At 47.8% G+C, this 17,505-nt stretch carries 19 protein-coding genes and 1 tRNA gene; 4 read left to right on the top strand and 16 right to left on the bottom strand.

Annotation, left to right across the window (positions count from 1 at the left end; genetic code table 11):
* Positions 1-11: 11 nt before the first annotated feature.
* From psaK to SIB41_RS05330, 3 genes are all read right to left on the bottom strand, one after another.
* Entirely contained in the window at positions 12-272 is a 261-nt protein-coding gene (psaK, locus tag SIB41_RS05340) for a photosystem I reaction center subunit PsaK (RefSeq protein ID WP_011130065.1), read from the bottom strand.
* Positions 273-340: 68 nt separating this feature from the next.
* Positions 341-679 carry a DUF3593 domain-containing protein gene (locus SIB41_RS05335; RefSeq protein ID WP_011130066.1) on the bottom strand — a complete coding sequence of 113 codons (339 nt, stop codon included), beginning with the start codon at positions 677-679 and terminating at the stop codon, positions 341-343.
* Entirely contained in the window at positions 676-978 is a 303-nt protein-coding gene (locus SIB41_RS05330; protein ID WP_413361038.1) for a DUF2499 domain-containing protein, read from the bottom strand. The genes SIB41_RS05335 and SIB41_RS05330 overlap by 4 nt, the downstream gene beginning before the upstream one ends.
* Positions 979-1,050: 72 nt before the next feature.
* Between SIB41_RS05330 and csaB the strand changes: the two genes are divergently transcribed.
* Positions 1,051-2,115 (top strand): polysaccharide pyruvyl transferase CsaB, encoded by a 1,065-nt coding sequence (csaB, locus tag SIB41_RS05325; protein WP_413361036.1) that lies wholly within the window; start codon positions 1,051-1,053, stop codon positions 2,113-2,115.
* Between the two features lie 128 nt (positions 2,116-2,243).
* Here the strand turns inward: csaB and SIB41_RS05320 are convergent, their stop codons facing one another.
* The 10 genes from SIB41_RS05320 to SIB41_RS05275 all read right to left on the bottom strand — a co-directional run bounded on the left by SIB41_RS05320 (position 2,244) and on the right by SIB41_RS05275 (position 11,278).
* Positions 2,244-3,212, bottom strand: a complete 969-nt coding sequence (locus SIB41_RS05320) for an ABC transporter ATP-binding protein (protein WP_413361034.1) — start codon at positions 3,210-3,212, stop codon at positions 2,244-2,246.
* Complete coding sequence (locus tag SIB41_RS05315) at positions 3,209-4,027, bottom strand: carbohydrate ABC transporter permease (protein ID WP_413361032.1); 819 nt, start codon at positions 4,025-4,027, stop codon at positions 3,209-3,211. The genes SIB41_RS05320 and SIB41_RS05315 overlap by 4 nt, the downstream gene beginning before the upstream one ends.
* Positions 4,024-4,890 carry a carbohydrate ABC transporter permease gene (locus SIB41_RS05310; RefSeq protein WP_413361030.1) on the bottom strand — a complete coding sequence of 289 codons (867 nt, stop codon included), beginning with the start codon at positions 4,888-4,890 and terminating at the stop codon, positions 4,024-4,026. Before SIB41_RS05310 ends, SIB41_RS05315 begins: the two co-directional genes overlap by 4 nt.
* Positions 4,887-6,155, bottom strand: coding sequence for an ABC transporter substrate-binding protein (locus tag SIB41_RS05305; protein WP_413361028.1), 1,269 nt, complete (start codon positions 6,153-6,155; stop codon positions 4,887-4,889). The genes SIB41_RS05310 and SIB41_RS05305 overlap by 4 nt, the downstream gene beginning before the upstream one ends.
* Positions 6,156-6,354: 199 nt before the next feature.
* Entirely contained in the window at positions 6,355-6,591 is a 237-nt protein-coding gene (gene rpmB / locus SIB41_RS05300) for a 50S ribosomal protein L28 (RefSeq protein WP_011130073.1), read from the bottom strand.
* Positions 6,592-6,657: 66 nt separating this feature from the next.
* A complete protein-coding gene (htpG, locus tag SIB41_RS05295; protein ID WP_011130074.1) occupies positions 6,658-8,568 on the bottom strand; it encodes a molecular chaperone HtpG in 1,911 nt (636 codons plus the stop codon).
* 90 nt (positions 8,569-8,658) lie between these two features.
* A complete protein-coding gene (locus SIB41_RS05290; RefSeq protein WP_011130075.1) occupies positions 8,659-8,883 on the bottom strand; it encodes an indolepyruvate ferredoxin oxidoreductase subunit alpha in 225 nt (74 codons plus the stop codon).
* Between the two features lie 35 nt (positions 8,884-8,918).
* Positions 8,919-10,097, bottom strand: coding sequence for an ATP phosphoribosyltransferase regulatory subunit (locus SIB41_RS05285; protein ID WP_413361025.1), 1,179 nt, complete (start codon positions 10,095-10,097; stop codon positions 8,919-8,921).
* A gap of 22 nt (positions 10,098-10,119) precedes the next feature.
* Complete coding sequence (locus SIB41_RS05280; RefSeq protein ID WP_413361023.1) at positions 10,120-11,007, bottom strand: inositol monophosphatase family protein; 888 nt, start codon at positions 11,005-11,007, stop codon at positions 10,120-10,122.
* A 37-nt stretch (positions 11,008-11,044) separates the two neighbouring features.
* On the bottom strand, positions 11,045-11,278 hold the full coding sequence (locus SIB41_RS05275; RefSeq protein WP_413361020.1) for a hypothetical protein: 234 nt from the start codon (positions 11,276-11,278) through the stop codon (positions 11,045-11,047).
* On the opposite strand from SIB41_RS05275, the gene SIB41_RS05270 reads away from it, so the two are divergent.
* A tRNA-Ser gene (locus SIB41_RS05270) sits at positions 11,246-11,332 on the top strand. The two genes, SIB41_RS05275 and SIB41_RS05270, sit on opposite strands and share 33 nt — an antisense overlap.
* 343 nt (positions 11,333-11,675) lie before the next feature.
* On the opposite strand, the gene pstB is transcribed toward SIB41_RS05270, so the two are convergent.
* From pstB to pstC, 3 genes are all read right to left on the bottom strand, one after another.
* Positions 11,676-12,494 carry a phosphate ABC transporter ATP-binding protein PstB gene (pstB, locus tag SIB41_RS05265; RefSeq protein WP_413361018.1) on the bottom strand — a complete coding sequence of 273 codons (819 nt, stop codon included), beginning with the start codon at positions 12,492-12,494 and terminating at the stop codon, positions 11,676-11,678.
* A gap of 68 nt (positions 12,495-12,562) precedes the next feature.
* The gene (gene pstA, locus SIB41_RS05260) at positions 12,563-13,483 is read right to left on the bottom strand and encodes a phosphate ABC transporter permease PstA (protein ID WP_413361015.1); all 921 of its coding nucleotides are present in this window, start codon (positions 13,481-13,483) and stop codon (positions 12,563-12,565) included.
* A 1-nt stretch (position 13,484) separates the two neighbouring features.
* On the bottom strand, positions 13,485-14,438 hold the full coding sequence (gene pstC, locus SIB41_RS05255; RefSeq protein WP_413361012.1) for a phosphate ABC transporter permease subunit PstC: 954 nt from the start codon (positions 14,436-14,438) through the stop codon (positions 13,485-13,487).
* A 147-nt stretch (positions 14,439-14,585) separates the two neighbouring features.
* Here pstC and dnaK point away from each other — a divergent pair, with 147 nt between their 5' ends.
* Both dnaK and SIB41_RS05245 read left to right on the top strand, forming a co-directional pair.
* Positions 14,586-16,580 (top strand): molecular chaperone DnaK, encoded by a 1,995-nt coding sequence (dnaK, locus tag SIB41_RS05250; protein WP_413361009.1) that lies wholly within the window; start codon positions 14,586-14,588, stop codon positions 16,578-16,580.
* A complete protein-coding gene (locus tag SIB41_RS05245; protein ID WP_413361006.1) occupies positions 16,564-17,466 on the top strand; it encodes a DnaJ domain-containing protein in 903 nt (300 codons plus the stop codon). Before dnaK ends, SIB41_RS05245 begins: the two co-directional genes overlap by 17 nt.
* The last annotated feature ends 39 nt before the right edge of the window (positions 17,467-17,505 follow it).

The raw sequence follows: 17,505 nt of genomic DNA, 5'->3' as shown, positions 1-17,505 counted from the left end.
CCTAGTGCTGTTCAGAGAACGCCGCGTGAAGCTAATCCGAGGATTGTGCCCATGCCAAGGATGTGGCCTAAGCATTGGGATCCGACAACGGAGGCGTGGCTCATGCCTCCATAGAATTTGTTATTAGGCATGTCGAAGCCTTCATTTTGGTGTTCGATGTTGGCCTTAGCAATGACAAATGCGAGCACGTTGCAAGCGATCATCACCATGCCCACCGCAGGCGACCAGGTGAATGTGGAAGGAGCAGCTGCAGCCAGGAGGTGCGTGAACATTTAGACCGTGGAAGCGACGCCTTATTGTCCGACATTGATAGGAGTTCTTGGCATACAAGCCATACCTCTTAAGAGTTTTTCACCACCTGTTGCTGGCCAGCACGAATAAATCCCAAAACCACGAGGGCATCGCTTAGCACTAGAAAGGCTTCTGCCGCCCCATGGAAAGCATCAACTTCAACCAGCTCAAGTCCATAAATTTGATCAGCCAGGATCGAAAAAATAATTGTCATAAACACAAAAAGAAGAGTGAGCCGGAATCCCCAGATGGATAGTCGTGGCAAGCTCTTGCTCTGTTGCGCCCACCACAGGAAACCGAGATAGGGAATTAAAGAAAGGCCATATAGAGGACCTGGGTCCATCTCAATGAGGGAGTTCAGAATCTCAGTAGAAGTGGCAAAAATCATGATTTCTGTCGTTCTGAACGCATCAAATTCCAGGTAGCTGCGGCCAAACAGCAGTTGCCAATCAGAGTCAGCCACGCTTGGAGCACAACAATTCCACTAAGGGCTTTGCTGTTGTCAAAAATATGCCAGGTGATGGCTGTCATTGCACTCACCAAGTTGGGGAGCATTGCTAGAGCCAACCATGACATTGCCCTGTTTTGGTTCCTTTTCCCCCATTGCACCACCAGCACAATCGCAAGCATCCATTCGAACAAGGATGCGAGGTGGATCCACCATGTGCCTAGAGATAGGGCGTGCACGTGATTCGCTCGATGGCAGCAGCCTAGGGAGGCTTGGTCGCCGTTAATGTTTGATGCAGCTATTGCTTGGCTATGGCAGTTCAGGCAAAGCAATGCAAGGCAGTGCTGTTATGCGGCTACTACGGCGAGCACAACCTTGGCGATGATGCTCTTTTGCAGGTTTTACTTCAGGAGCTTCCCTCACGTTTGCAGCCTTGGATCACGGCAAATGATTCAAATGTGATTAAGGGTTTAGCTCCGAAGGCTCAAGTCATTAACCGACGCTCATTGCTGGAGAGCATTAGGGCACTTTTTCAAGTTCAGGGTTTGATTCTTGGTGGTGGCAGCTTGCTGCAGGACAGCACGAGTTTTAAGAGCCTGATCTACTACTTGATCTTGATTGTGATCGCCCAACATCGTGGCGTTCCTGTTGTGCTTTGGGGGCAGGGCCTGGGGCCATTCCGTTATCGCTTGAGTCGATGGATGGTTAGGAGAGTCTTACGCAGGGTGCAGGCGATCAGCTGGAGAGATCCAGACTCTTTTCAGCTTGCTGAGCAGTGGTGCCTACCCTCTCCGATGCTGATGGCACCAGATCCAGTTTGGCAGCTTCCCTCTAGGAGCTGGGAGGGTGGCCAAGCAGTTGTGCTCTGTTGGCGTTCCACCTCAATGCTTGATCGCTTTGGCTGGCAGCATTTGCTCCAAGCCCTTGAGATGATCCTTACAGATATTGATGCTCCAGTTCATTGGCTTGCTTTTCATCAACGTCAGGATGAACAGCTATTCCGAACACTAGATAGACAAGGATTGATCAGTTCCAGCTTGAGATCAAGAAGTCATTCCTTTGCATTTGATTCACTAACAGATGTTATGAATCAGTTCACGATGGCCAGATTGGTGCTCCCCATGCGACTGCATGCACTAATCCTGGCCCAATTGGCTGGTAGTCCCACAGTGGCACTCAGCTACGACCCGAAGGTGTCATCTGCAGCTTTGATGGCAAATGTGCCCTTTACTGATTTGCAATCTTTGCCTGACATTCGTTTGCTTGCTGGACTATGGGGCCAGGTCTTAGATGTTCCTCCTGACCTTGGAAAGATCGAAGCAATCCGCAAGCAAGCTTCTCAACACAGTAAGATAATAGACAAGGTCTTTAATTAATGTTCAAGCTTCAGTTTCACTTCTTTGATTATTGTTAAACATGACAATGACATATGAACTTATTGATCAATACAATTCGCGATATTCTTTGCGAATTAAAATTGCGAATCAAATGTTTTAACCTATTGTCAACATCTTTCTCCTGAGCTGGCATTGAATTGATGTTCTTTTTCTGGGGACCAATTGAGCATAATGGTCTCGGGAATTGTGATCTCGCTAGCGCAAAGCATCCTTAGTGGACCTCTGTTGCTCTCAAGAATGAGCAACTGGGATGTTCCCAGCCACTCCCTGTAGACAAGACGGCAAGCAATCCCATCTGAACTTAGTTGAAGATGTTCTGGTCGAATTGCTTTGATAATGCCTGATTCTGCTGGCAGAAGGTTGATCTGTGGGCGTCCTATAAAGCTGGCCACAAAGAGTGATAATGGATTTTTGTAGAGCTCTTGGGGAGTACCGATTTGCTCGATCTTTCCATCTCGCATTACGGCAATTCGATGTGCCATGGCCATGGCTTCATGTTGATCGTGTGTGACGTAGATGACTGGCTGACTGCCTTGAAGAATTAAATGGCGTAACTGGGGTCGCAGATCTTCGCGCAGCTGAGCATCCAGATTGCTCATTGGCTCATCAAGTAGATACACCAGAGGATCTCTGAGCAGAGCTCTGGCGAGTGCCACTCTTTGACGTTGACCACCTGAGAGTTCTGCCGGATGTCGCTCTGCAAGATCCTCTAATTGCATTAATGCCAGAACAGATGCCACACGTTGTTTGCGATCAGTGGCGGATATTCCACGAACCTGAAGACCAAGTGCAAGATTGGCAAAAACTGTGAGATGGGGAAATAATGCATAGCTCTGAAACACCATGCCGATGCGTCGGTCAACAGGGGACACCTTCGTGACATCCTCGCCAGCGATAGTGATCGAACCTTCGTTGGGCTGGTCGAGTCCTGCTATTAGCCTGAGAGTGGTGCTCTTGCCACATCCACTTGGTCCAAGTAGGGCAAGGCATTCACCCTCGCCCACTTCAAGGTCTAGATGACGAACAATCCAGTTTCTACCGAAACGGCGACCGATGTTTTGTAGAACAAGATTCATCCTTTAATTGCTCCCTGTGTCAGACCGGAAACGATCTGTCGCTGAAAGATGATCACGAGTAACAAGAGCGGCAGAGCACCTAGAACGGTGGCAGCTGCATAAGCGCCATAGGGAATTGAGTAGACCGATGAACCTGCAATTCGTGCTATGGCAACTGGAAGTGTGAGGAGATCAGCTCGACTAATCCAGGTCAATGCGATTGGATATTCATTCCAGGAGAAGAGAAAGACCAAGATGGCAGTGCTTGCGGTTGCAGGACCGATTAGGGGAATTAACACCCAGCGCAATCTCTGCCATAAGTCCAAACCCTCAAGCCTCGCGGCTTCTTCTAGTTCAGAAGGTAGATCGCGGAAGGCTGATAAAAGCAACAACACAGCCAAGGGCATAGATAAGCCAGCATAGGGAAAACTGAGCGCAAGCAGATTGTTTCCGAGGTTGAAACTCCTTGCAAGTTCTAATAACGCCAAAAAAAGCAGAACATATGGAAATAGAGCTGCACCAAGCAGTATAAGTTTGGCCGTTCTGGCAATATTTTGCGAGACCCTTGAAAGAGAATAGGCGGCTGGAATGGCAATCAGTAGGGTTAATCCTGTTGAGCTAATGCCAACGATGACACTGTTCAATAGATAACGCCAGAAGGGAGGGTTGGCTGTCAATACCTGGCGATAGTTGTCAAGTGTCCAACGCTGATTATGCTCAGCCAATGGTTGTAGAAGAGCTTCATGGGTGCAAAAAGATGTATAGAGCTGCCAAAGCAGAGGTGCTAAAGACCAAAGCAGGAGAACAATGATCCAAAGATTTCGCTGACGCATCATTTCATTGCCTCTCGCCAATGGCTGACCTGGTTGATGATCAGCCAAACAAGCAGACAGGCAATAACAAGTAGAAGAAACCCGCTGATCATTACGGTGGCGCTATAGCCAAAATCGAGGAATCGCATTGCGTTTAAATAAGCATATAAAGCAAGGCTTTCCGTGCTTCCTGCCGGACCCCCACCAGTCATCACCTGAATCAAGTCGAAAACGCCGAAGGCCTGCGCAAGGCGAAATAAAAGACTAAGGAGTAAATAAGGTTGCAAGAGCGGCAAGGTGATCTGAAATAGTGCGGCTCGTGGATGGCCACCTTCGAGATAGAAAGCTTCGTAGAGATCATTGGGAATAGTTTGCAAGCCAGCCAAAAGAATCAGAGCAGCAAATGGCGTGGTCTTCCATACATCACCAACAACCGTGGCCAGCCAGGTGATATATGGATTCGAGAGGATGTTTAGAGGTTGTAGTCCAATCAGTTCTGTGAACTGCTCAATAGGTCCGTAAGGTGTATTAAAGATCCAACGCCAGCCAAGAGCCATCACAGTCGTTGGCAGAGCCCATGGGAGCAAACTGATGGCCCTTACAACACCTCGACCCCGCCAACGCTGATCGAGTAAGAGGGCTATCGCTATAGCAAGTAATAGTTCTAGGCTGACTGAAACTGTTGCGAAGCGGGCTGTCTGATAGGTGTCTTGCCAGAAGCGTTGGTCGTGCAGTAGACGAAGCCAATTCGCACCATGATTAGGAATCGCAACTAAGCCTGTGAGGACTGAATCAGCATGGAAGCTCAACCAGGAATAACGCAGTAGAGGAATACCAAAGACCAAGGCAATTAATAGAGCTGCCGGCAATAGAAGCAATTGGATCATTTAGTTTCTCTTGCCGCCATAAGAATCTTCTCGGTGTTTGCTTGGGCGTTGGCCATTGCATCGCTAACAATGGATTGGCCTGTTAAAATCGAACTAAGATTTCGTTGTAATACATCACTAATCTGTGCATAAAGAGGAGTTGATGGACGTTCATCAGTGCTTTCTAGGGCTTTAGCAAGCTCCGGAAGAATTTGTGACTTTGAGAGCAGCTCTTGGTCTTTGAATAGTTCAACTTTGGTTGGCGTATAACTTTCGTTCAAGAACAGTGTTTTTTGTGCAGATGTTGAAGTGAGGAAGGCAATTGCCTCTGCTGCTGCTTGAGGGTTCGATGAGCCCTTGAGGATCGAGAAGCCCCAGCTTCCTAGGGTTGATGTGGATCGATTGCCAGCGGAAGCAACCATCGTGGTTACGCCAACATTGCCTCTAACATCGCTGTTAGGCTTCTGAAGTTCTCCCCAGGCATAAGGCCAGTTACGCATTAGCGCAACATCTCCAGACTTAAACGCCTGTAGAGCTTCATTTTCTGCATAGTTGATCACTGCTTTGGGGCTTGCTCCACTGAGAATCAGTTCACGCAACCAACTTGCAGCCTTAAGACTTGCGGAGCTGTCGAGGCCAACATTATCGGTTTCGGGTTCAAGCCATTGCCCTCCAAATCCGTCAAGAACTTCTAGAAATACACAACTTAGGCCTTCATATTGACGGCCTTGCCAGACATAGCCATTAGCAACACGACCTTCTTTTTGGAGTTTAAGACTAACTTTAATAAGTTCCTCAGGGGTACGCGGTGGTTTATTCATCAAATCAGTCCGCCAATAAAGCAATCCCATGTCCGCCACAAGCGGCCATCGATACAGTTTCCCGTCGAAATTATTTCCAAGCATTGCCCCCGGAGCAATGGAATCAATCTTTTGTTGGTCGATCCATGGATCCAAGGGAATAAGCCATCCTGCGGCGGCGTATTTCGGCAACCAAGTTACATCAATTAAAAGTGCATCGAATGGACTTTTACCTAAAAGCAGACTGCTGATGGCTAAATCAGATACGGCTTCTGTTTCAAGTGGACCTCGAGTCACCCGTAGTTGGATCCTGCCATGATGATCTTTGTTGAATTGTTGTACCAGATCAGTTGTTGACTCAGCAAATGGAGCTGGCATCAAGATATTGATCTGAATAGGGCGAGTACTCAGGGCCCAACTTGCAAATAGTGCGACACTGCTCAAAGAGAATAGAAGAGCTATCTTCGTAAATATCCTTCTCTTCATGGCTGCGTTGCTTCTATTTTATCAACCAAACTTTTCATTTGCTCTTCTCCACAATCTTTGACTGCGTATGAGTCGACACTAGCAGTAGTTATCACATGGTTATTTTCTGGACTTCTAAGCATGCTTAGCATTTTTTCAGACAACTTAATGCCATGCTCCAGCATCTTGATGGTAACTAGTTTGCTGAATTATTTAGGGATTAGATCTTGTTCAGGTCAATCCCTAACGATTTGGCATAGACACCGAGACCTTTTTTTTGGATGGTTTTCAGTGCACGGGTACTTACACGAAGTTTCAACCAACGGTTCCCTTCAGCCCACCAGAGGCGCCGCTGTTGCAGGTTGGCCTGTTGCAGCTTCTTTGTGCGGATGTGGGAATGGCTCACAGCCATGCCGTTGTTGGCGCGAGTTCCAGTGAGCTGACACACCCGGGACATGTCTTGATCCTCTACAGAGCTAGGGCGCTTAACCCAAACTAATATTTTATCAAATCCACCTTTCCTTTAAAAAGCTCGATCCATCAGCTGTCCCATCAACACAGCACTACGGCTTTGGAATCCAGCAAGTTCATTGGGCTCCAAACCTCCTACACCGAGGCGAGCCATGTCGTATAGGTGACGGGCTAAGCCTTGTGCCAAGGATTCGGTTGGAGACACACCTGAAGTGCTGACCAGCACGGATCCAGATTTGAGTTTCAAAAGTCCTTCGACAAGTGGATGACGACGATTGACAAGAAGGACATGATGCTCGGGAAGACCTGGCAGCCTTTGATCCATGAGAGCTCCAATGTCGTTCATACGTCGCATTTGTTCTGGCAGCAAAATCATTGCGGGAGGTGCGTTATCTCCCTTAAGTGCTTGTACTTGTATGGTGACCTTGTCGTTATTAAGTGATTGCTTCATTAGAGTTCTCAGGCTTTCAGACTTGGTCTCTCCTTCCTGGTCAGTTAGTTCAGGTTTGTCCTCTTTAAGAGTGTCATCCAATTCGGCATCAACGCGCTGGAATCGGAGATCGTCATGACGCGCTTCAAGCCATGGAAGGAATTGGCTGTCTATAAACGTTTCGGTTTTAAGAATTTCAGCCCCCTGTGAAGTCCATAAGCTGAGGGCACTCGCTTGGGCAACTTCATCCGTGCAGTAAAGAATGCGATTGTTGGCTTCTGTACTCAGACGACTTTTGTATCCACTCAGCGTAGTGAAGGCTTTTTCACCACAAGGAATTGGATCTGGAGTGCCCCCATCTGTTTCTTTTGAAGCCAGAGCAGTCGTACCAAATAGGATTAGATCGGCAACTTGATCAGCAAACTTTTCATCTTCCATTGATCCTATTTTGACGAATGGTGCTAACGCATCCCATGCTTCAGCATAGAAAAGAGGTTGTTCAGCCTTTAATCCTCGCAGACGATCGGCAACTTTCTTTGCAACAAAATTCCCAATAGATCTAACACGTCTGTCTGTTTGTAATGCGCTACGACTGACATTAAGTGGAATGTCAGGTGAGTCGATCACACCTCTTAGGGGAAGAAGGTAGTGTGGTACTACTTCTTTAATTGAATCACTGACAAATACTTGATTGCAGTAGAGTTTTATCTCACCTTTTTCCCAATCTGCGCGACCACCAATTCGAGGGAAATAGAGAATACCCTGAAGGTTATAGGGGTAATCAGTATTTAGGTGTACCCAAAGAAGAGGATCACCTTGGAATGGATATAGATAATTATAGAGTTCGATATACTCCTGATCAGTGATTTCTCTTGGGTTGCGCCTCCAAAGAGGATTTCGCTTATTAATTGACTCGCCTTCGAGTTTTACCTCAACAGGCATAAAGTCACAGTATTTTGTGATCAGAGTACGGATTCGACTTGGCTCGATGTATTCCAACTCTTCATCCATAAGATGAAGGATGACATCGGTTCCTGCTTCATTGCGTTCGGCTTCTTGGATGTTAAATCTTGGTGAGCCATCACAGCTCCAACGAATAGCTTTACTCTCGGAACAAGCAGACTTAGTGACTAGCTCTACATGCTTCGATACCATGAATGAAGAATAAAAACCTAGCCCAAAATGACCAATGATTCCGTCACTTTCCTGCTTGTATTTTTCAAGGAAGTCTTCTGCACTTGAGAAGGCTACCTGATTAATGTACTTCTTAACCTCATCGGTTGTCATGCCGATTCCGTTGTCAGAGATAGTGAGTGTCTTTGCTTCTCGGTCAATCTTGATATCAATAACTCCTTCTTCAGCTTCAGTGCAGTCACCTGCTATGGCTGCCATGCGTCTTTTGCTTATTGCATCGACGCCATTGCTGACTAGCTCTCTCAAGAAAACCTCGTGGCCGGAATAAACGGCTTTCTTGATGATCGGGAAAATATTCTCGGTGTGAATCTGGATTTGACCTTCTTCCAGCACAGTCATTGGTTTCACTGTTTAGGATTTGACCTTAGGTAGTCTTTGCCTGAGTTCTCAAGCTGGTTTTAGGTGGGGTGACCGTACCTAGTGATTAATTCAGCTGCTTCGCTGTAGGTCCCGTCGCTCCTCGGGAAGGACAGCTCCTTCTACGGGGCAGACCTGGAGGCAGATACCGCAATCAATACAGATGTCGAAATTAATCAAATAGAAATTTCTTCCTTTGTTGTTTTTGCCTTGACCAGGCTGAATGCAGCCGACAGGGCATGCCTGAGCACAGTCAGCAACCCCTTCACATATTTCTGTCACGATGCTGTGTGGCATGGCCTTGCAGATCGGACGACGAGACTCTCGAAATCCTAATGATCTAACCAGTCCAGTGTGCTACAGCCTCGATCTGATAGACGGCTGAAGGCATCTTCACGATCGCGACAGGCTTCAAGTTCAACAACAGCACGCTGGCCCTGCTTGTGCCAGTGACGCTGACGCTTGAGTGCATGTTCCAGCGTTGCTTGCTCGCCGTAGGCAACAAGGGTTGTTTCCACAGCGTCAGACGCTTTGATCTCTTTGGTCAGCAGTTCACGAATATCGTCTATGGCGAAACTAAAGCCCACCCCTGCTGCTTGAAGCCCTTTGGCACCGCAACGAGCTACAAGGTTGTCGTAACGCCCCCCACGAGCAATCACGACAGGTGCAGCATCGCTTTGACATACCAACTGAAACACCAGCCCGGTGTAGAGCTCAAAATGGGGCTGAAAGGTTGGATCCAGTTGCAGGTCAATCCCCTGATCAGCGGCCAGTGGACTCATCTGTTCAAATAGCCTTTGTAGGTTATTGAGTGCTTGTTGAGTTCCAAATAGGCCTGATAAGCGTTCGAGCACGTCTAGGGGTTCACCACGGCACTCCAAGTGATGGAGGAGGCGCTCGAATTGATCATTCGGCAGTTGCAGGCTTTCAAGAGCAAGGCGGTCATAGTGGATCAATGCTGTTCTTATTTTTTCGCGTAGATCGTTTTGAAATGGCATCATGATGAGATCCATTAATGCTGTGTGGCCAACGAGTAAACGTGGCTGGTGTCGTTTACTCAGTTCGAGAGTCTCCACTGCTGAAAACAGCAGGGAAAGAAGCTCCATTTCCGCATTGATGGGCTCGACCCCGAAGAGCTCTACACCGCTTTGAAGGTTTTCTTCGATGCAAAGGCTTCCTTCATCAGCAGTACGGCTTTCAAAAATTGTTCCTGCAGCCCATAGCCTCAAGGGACGAGGTCTTTGTTTAAGCCTTGTACAAGCGGCGCGAGCGATTGATGCTGTCATCTCTGGTCGTAGACCAAGGGGTTCATCGGCCACCAATCGCACGATGTCCTGACTGGCAATAGCACCACCAGCTTTCAAGGTTTCGAGTCGCTCGACCCTTGGAGGAGAGACTTCGTCGTAGCCCCATAGTCGATAAACCTCGGCAAGTCGCTGGCTAAGTTTTTGGTTTAGCTCGACCTGCTGGGGGTTCAGATCGCGAGCACCCGCTGCCGGTTGCAGGGCCATCCCTGATTTTCTCGGAGTAACTTCAGGATCCCATGCCCCTGAGTTCGGGAGCGCCAAATGAATCCGCTTCAAGGGGTTTTACTTTGCTGAGTTGATCAACAAGCAGTTTCTGCATTCCAGGCGGACAGGCCAGCACCCTGCCACTATTCAGATCAAATGTGTCACCGCGGTAATCAGTCACCTTCCCTCCAGCTAGCTCCACCAGGGCTACTCCAGCAGCAAGATCCCATGGAGCAAGACCGCGTTCCCAATAACCATCGAGTCGCCCAGCAGCCACAAAAGCCATGTCCACTGCTGCTGCACCACCACGTCGCACGCCACGGGTTCGGTGTGTCATCCAGCAGAATTCGGCGTAGTTGTTGTCTAAGCGGTTTTGCCTGTCATAGGCAAAACCGGTCACAAGCAATGAATCAACCAGGCTTTTGCATGATGAAACCTTGATCGGTTTTTGATTGCAAAATGCACCCAGGCTTGGGGCTGCCCAGTAGATCTCATTAAGGAAAGGCACAGCTATAGCGCCAAGGATTGGTGTTTGCCGCCAAGTGAGGCCAATCGAGGTAGCGAAGAACGGATAGCCATGAGCGAAATTGGTTGTTCCATCTAGTGGGTCAACACACCAACAAAGCGAACCTTGGCCAGAAAATGATCCGCTTTCTTCTGCGAGAAGGGCAATGTTAGGAGTTTCCTGCTGGAGAAATTCGAGTACACACTTCTCAGCGGCTAGATCTGCATTGGTGACAAGATCGCCAGTTCTCCCCTTGCTTTCGATGCTTTCAAGATGTCCATAGTGGTCCATCAAAATGGCACCACCACATTCAGAGGCCTTACGCGCTACATCTGCAAGGCGCGCCAGATCTTCATTGTTCAAGCCAGCTTGCTCAGCAGCAAGGGTGCAGTTCAGAGGTTTCAAGCTTCACTACCCATCAATTTGGTATGCCATCAGGAATTTATAGACTGAATGATCCTCTGAACCCCAGTCCATAGAGCGTGTCTTGTTCCTGCGTTTCCGTTTCCAGTGGAGTAATTGCTTTGTGCTCACAAAGGTAGGTCATCTCCTTTGTCGCTAGTGGACTGGGATTCTGTTTTTTGGTGTCATGTATGGGTCTACTGGAGAGCCCTGCTACATTCACGAGGGCCTGAAAGCCGCTGGAGAGGTGGCCGAGTGGTCGAAGGCGCAGCACTGGAAATGCTGTATAGGGGCAACTCTATCGAGGGTTCGAATCCCTCCCTCTCCGTTTCAAAGGAAGTCTGATACCGTCTGATTCGGTATGGGCTTCCTTTTGGAACGCTTTTATAGAAGTCGTTTTCTGGCATTTTCGGGCTGTCCTCCGTCTGATGCAATCTCGTTGGGTATGACTGGTTTTTTGTTTTTTATGCGAAGCGTGTCGGCACGAAGACCAAGGCGTTTATGCACGGGCCGCCAAAATTAGGTAATCGATGTCGTTCACCTTTGGTATTAATGCCTTGTATAAAAGGATGCTTTAATTTTATTTTGCTCTAGAGAATAGTTGATAGCTATTACTTGCAACTACAAATCTAGCTATAAACATTGTATCTTTAAGAAATACCATCATCCCTTCAACCAAAACGGCCGGATATATAATTCTGAGTCGCCTCCTGAGCAGGTGAATGGAAGATTTTCTCTGTTTCATTGAACTCAACAAGATAACCAACTTTTCCTGATCCACCTTCTTGTACCTCAGCATTGAAGAAAGCTGTGAAATCACTAACTCGAACAGCCTGTTGCATATTATGAGTGACAATTACAATCGTAAATCTATTTTTTAACTCATGCATTGTCTCTTCAATTTTAAGTGTAGAAATAGGATCAAGGGCTGAACAGGGTTCATCCATTAAAATCACTTCTGGTTCAATAGCGATTGTACGTGCTATGCATAGCCTTTGTTGCTGGCCACCGGATAGAGAACATCCACTTTCTTTAAGCTTATCCTTGCATTCATCCCATACAGCTGCTTGACGAAGTGAGCGTTCAACAAGCTCATTCATATCACCTTTATATCCATTAATTCTTGCTCCAAATGCAATATTTTCATAGATGCTTTTAGGGAATGGATTCGGTTGCTGAAATACCATCCCGATGCGTCGGCGTACCTCAACTGGATCGATATTTGGGGCATACAAGTCGTCTCCATCAAACATCACTCGACCTGTAAGAGAACATCCTTCTATCAAATCGTTCATGCGATTTAGAGATCGCAGAATTGTTGATTTACCACATCCAGATGGTCCGATTAAAGCTGTAATTTTACCGCGGGGTATCTCGCAGTAAACATGTCGTACTGCTTCAAATTCATTGTAACTTATAGTGACGTTCTGAAGTGATATACAGGGATCAGTTGAAATCTGTTTTGGCCGAGGAGAGGAAGTGGCTGTCATGGATCAGCGCGCGATTAATAATGAAGGCAATTCAGTCGTCAAGATAAAAATAGACTTGTGTAAGTGACTCATTTTGAGGTTAAGTGGCCAATCCAGCGTGAAAGGATATTCATCGCGAGAATAAATACTACAAGGACAAATGATGCTGCCCAAGCCAATTCATTCTGAACTTGATAGGGTTGAGTTGAAAAATTATAAATCAAAACCGAAAGTGTCGCGATTGGATTGAAGAAAGCATCTGAACCACTAGGCCAAAAATATGAAAAGAGTGCTGTAAAAATCAATGGTGCTGTTTCACCAGCTGCCCGAGCAACTGAAAGAACGACTCCTGTAGCGATTGGAGTAAATGCCATTGGCACTGTAATGTGGGTAATGGTAACAAATTTAGAGGCGCCTACTCCAAGTGCACCTTTGCGAAGGTTGTCTGGTACCAGTTTTAGGCCTTCATCAGTGGTTTTTATCACTGTTGGCAACATCAGGATTGAGAGTGCTACTCCGCCAGCTATCGCACTGTATGAACTGCCAAGAATGACACGTGAAGAGACAATTATATCGTAGACAAAAACGCCAGTAATAATTGAAGGAACACCTGAAAGAACATTGGTCCCAAAACGTATAAATCTAGAGAATGGTCCTTCACGTGCATATTCGGCAAGGTAGATACCTCCACCAACACCAACAGGTATAGCAATCATTCCGGCTATGCAGGTGACAATAATAGTTCCCAAGATTGCGTTGCCAATACCTCCGCCATCGAGTCCTGGGGGAGGCGGAAGCATAGTAAAAAGAGAGATACTTAATCTGGTTGCTCCTTTGAAAATTACATAGGTTAAAACAAGAATTAGTGGCAGAATGGCTACGAATGAAAATAATCCCGATAATAGTGTAAAAATTCTATTAATTCTATTACGCATCAAGCCTCGCTTGTAGTAAAGATTGGAGGGTAGATCCCCACTTGTTGAAATCGCTTCGCTATTCATTGATTTCATGTTAGTATTTAAGACTTAAGCGTTTGACCATCCATTGTGAAACGATATTTACAGCAAGTGTTATCACCATAAGAATAAATGCTGCATAATAAAGTGATGAGACCTGAGTTCCATCTGCTTCTCCAAACTGATTGGCTAGCATCGCAGCGATTGTGTTGCCTGGGCCAAGCAATGACCAGCTAAAATTATTGGAATTTCCTATAATCATTGTTACTGCCATTGTTTCACCCATGGCTCTTCCCAGAGCGAGTAGTACGCCTCCAGCAATGCCCGAAATTGCCGCTGGTAGAATGATATTAATGATAGTGCTCCAGCGTGTTGCTCCAACCCCATAAGCTGCTTGACGCAGGCTAATTGGTACTTGATTGAGTGAGTCTCTTGAAATAGCTGTAATGATAGGAAGTATCATTACAACAAGTATCAAGATCGCTGGGGTCATTCCAGGCCCCATTGGCTGAGTACTAAAAAATGGAATCCAGCCAAAATATATATACAGGAAAGAAAGCAAGGGTCTTAGGAAGGGCTCCATTACAAAGATTGCCCATAGGCCAAGTACCACAGATGGAATGGCCGCTAGTAGTTCAATCATTACTCCTATGATGTTTTTAGCTCTTGTAGGTATAAAGCTTTCGGTTATAAAAATTGCTGTTCCAACACCTAGAGGAATCGCAATTAACAGTGACAGCAATGAGGTTACTGCTGTTCCATAGATGGCGGTTAACACTCCGTACTCATCATCAACAGGGTTCCAATTTGATGTCACTAGAAATTTCCACCCGTAGCGCCCCATCGATTCAAGTGACCCCCAAAAGACAACGATCAGGATCGCTACAAGTATCAGTGCAACCATCGATGCCATTGATATGGCGATAGTTCTAAAGCTGCTGTCGACGAATTTTTCATAAGCTGGACGTCTTCTGAGCACGTACAGCTCTTTCTGCACACCAGTTGGCATACCACTGCAATACAGACATAAGAAACCTAATCCTGAGAGGGGTGCTTTTGCATTAACAGGCCATTAACAGTCCAACATCCACATTGCTAAAAAGGCTTGGTTTAGGGTGCTTTTCGCCGTTACCTTGGAGCTTCAGTAAACGCGGCCATGGGGCGGATTGTTGGCATAGACCTAGGGACAACAAACTCCGTTGTGGCGGTGCTTGAGGCTGGTCGCCCTCAAGTGATCGCTAATGCGGAGGGCAGTCGCACGACTCCCTCAGTAGTGGGTTACAGCAAAGAAGCAGAGCTACTTGTCGGTCAATTAGCACGTCGCCAGTTGGTGCTCAATCCAAGAAATACCTTTGCCAATCTCAAGCGCTTCGTGGGACGAGGCTGGGATGAAATGGATGACAGCAGTCTCTCTGTTCCATACACCGTAAGGGCCAATGAACAGGGGAACGTGCGTGTCTCCTGTCAAGTGACGGAGCGTGAATATGCACCCGAAGAACTTGTGGCCAGCATCATTCGCAAGCTTGTGGATGATGCGGCGACATATCTAGGAGAGCCTGTTGAAGCTGCTGTAGTGACAGTACCTGCCTATTTCAATGATGCCCAACGTCAGGCGACTCGTGATGCCGGCAGGCTCGCTGGAATCACAGTGGAACGGATCCTCAACGAACCCACTGCTGCTGCACTGGCCTATGGCTTTGATCGCAGTGCCGCTCGCCGTGTTCTTGTCTTCGATCTTGGTGGCGGGACGTTTGATGTCTCACTGATGCGTGTCGCTAATGGTGTTTTTGATGTCAAGGCCACATGTGGTGATACACAACTAGGGGGCAATGATTTCGATCAACGCATTGTTGATTGGCTCGCTGAAGCTTTTAAGACCAAGCATGGCCTCGATTTACGCCGTGATCGCCAGGCACTGCAACGCTTGATTGAAGCAGCAGAAAAAGCCAAGCAGGAACTCTCTGGTGTGCTTAGTACTCCGATTTCTTTGCCTTTTATCGCAACGGGGCCTGATGGCCCTCTTCATATCGAGACCAGTCTTGATCGCCCCACATTTGAAGGCCTTTGCCCCGACCTTCTCGACCGTCTTCTGAATCCAGTGCAGACAGCTCTGCGTGATTCTGGCTGGTCTGCTGATGATGTTGATGATGTTGTGCTTGTTGGAGGTGGCACCAGAATGCCGATGGTTCAGCAATTGCTGCGAACCCTCGTTGCCAGTGAACCGTGTCAATCTGTCAACCCTGACGAAGTCGTGGCTGTTGGCGGAGCTGTTCAGGCCGGAATCCTTACCGGTGAGCTTCGAGATCTGATGCTCAACGATGTCACTCCCCTTTCATTAGGGCTGGAAACCGTTGGTGGGTTGATGAAAGTGCTGATCCCACGAAATACACCAATACCAGTGCGCCAATCCGACGTGTTCAGCACCTCAGAGGCCAACCAATCGTCTGTTGAAATTCATGTCTGGCAGGGTGAACGTCAGTTGGCAGCAGATAACAAGTCTTTGGGTCGCTTTCGCCTGTCTGGCATTCCACCTGCACCAAGAGGTGTTCCCCAGGTGCAGGTGGCTTTTGATATTGATGCCAATGGTCTCTTGCAAGTGAGTGCAACTGATCGCACCACAGGCCGCAAGCAATCTGTGAATATTCAGGGAGGTTCCACCCTTAACGAAGAGGAATTGCAAGCCTTGCTCACCGAAGCTGAAGCGAAGGCAGGAGAAGATCGTCGTCGTCGTGCATCAATTGATCGTCGTAATGGTGCACTCACACTTGTTGGTCAAGCAGAACGAAGACTTCGCGATGCAGCTTTGGAGTTGGGCCCCTATGGGGCTGAGCGGCAGCAACGGGCTGTAGAGACAGCTATGCGCGATGTGCAAGACCTGCTTGAGCAGAACGATCTACAGGAACTTGAGCTTGCTGTTGGTTCTCTTCAGGAAGCCCTTTTTGGCTTGAATCGACGCATTTCATCAGAACGGCGTACTGACGCCAATCCACTCCAGGGCATACGTAACACTCTTGGCTCGTTGAAAGATGAGCTCTTCTCTGATGATGACTGGGATGAAGATCCTTGGAACAGCCCTGCCCGGTCGTCCGACGGCCGACGCATCTACAGGGGACGTGAGTTAAATCCCTGGGACGATGACTTCTACCGCTAAACCGGATTACTGGTCTTTGCTAGGTGTCTCTCCAGACAGTGACGCCTCCCAGCTCAAAAGGGCATTTCGTCGCGAAGCACGGCGATGGCATCCAGACCTCAATGGCAATGATTACCACGCCGAAGAACGCTTCAAATTGGTTAACGAGGCCTATGCAGTTCTCAGTGATCCAAGACGTCGGGCTGCTTGGCAGGGATCGATGTCGACAGAGCAAGCCATTGCTGATCCTTTCGCAGTTGGTTTTCCAACTTTCGATGAGTATCTCGAAGTGGTGCTCGGTTTGGAGCGCACAGACGAACAGCCTGTTGACGTTGCTGATCCTTTCCCCTCAGAACAAGTCGACTGGCCTGCGACTTCTCCACCACCACCTCCTCCTCCCGTACAGGCCAGTGATGATCTCGAGACGTTGGTCGAGTTGACCCCTGAGCAGGCCCTCTATGGAACTTCAGTGGATCTTGAACTCGATGACGGCACTCTTGTAGAGGTTGATACACCGCCTTTGGCTGGCGATGGCTGGCGGTTACGTCTTGTGGGCGTAGCCCCTGGAGGACGGGACCACTTCCTTCAGTTACGCGTTCAAACAGAAGACAGACTGAGGATTGACGGACTTCGTGTGCTTTATCGCCTTGAGTTGTTTCCACCTGATGCAGCTCTTGGCTGTGCAGTGGATGTCCCAACTCTGTCTGGTCCTGTCACACTCCAAGTGCCTCCAGCATCATCAAGTGGTCGTTTATTGCGCCTTCGCGGACGGGGACTTGAGCTTGATGGACGCAGAGGTGATCAATTGGTTGAAATTGTGGTGGTTATTCCTGCTGAACTTGCTGAAGCCGAACGTGCCCTCTACCGACGACTTCAAGAATTGGCTCTTGAGCCGGAAAATCTATAAAGCCGAATTAGATAATCGAGTGAGAGATCCCATCGGTCT

This window comes from Prochlorococcus sp. MIT 1201, assembly GCF_047303415.1.
Classification (GTDB): domain Bacteria; phylum Cyanobacteriota; class Cyanobacteriia; order PCC-6307; family Cyanobiaceae; genus Prochlorococcus; species Prochlorococcus marinus_D.
Note: the sequence above shows the minus strand (reverse complement) of the source record. Positions and strands in the feature narration are given on the sequence as shown.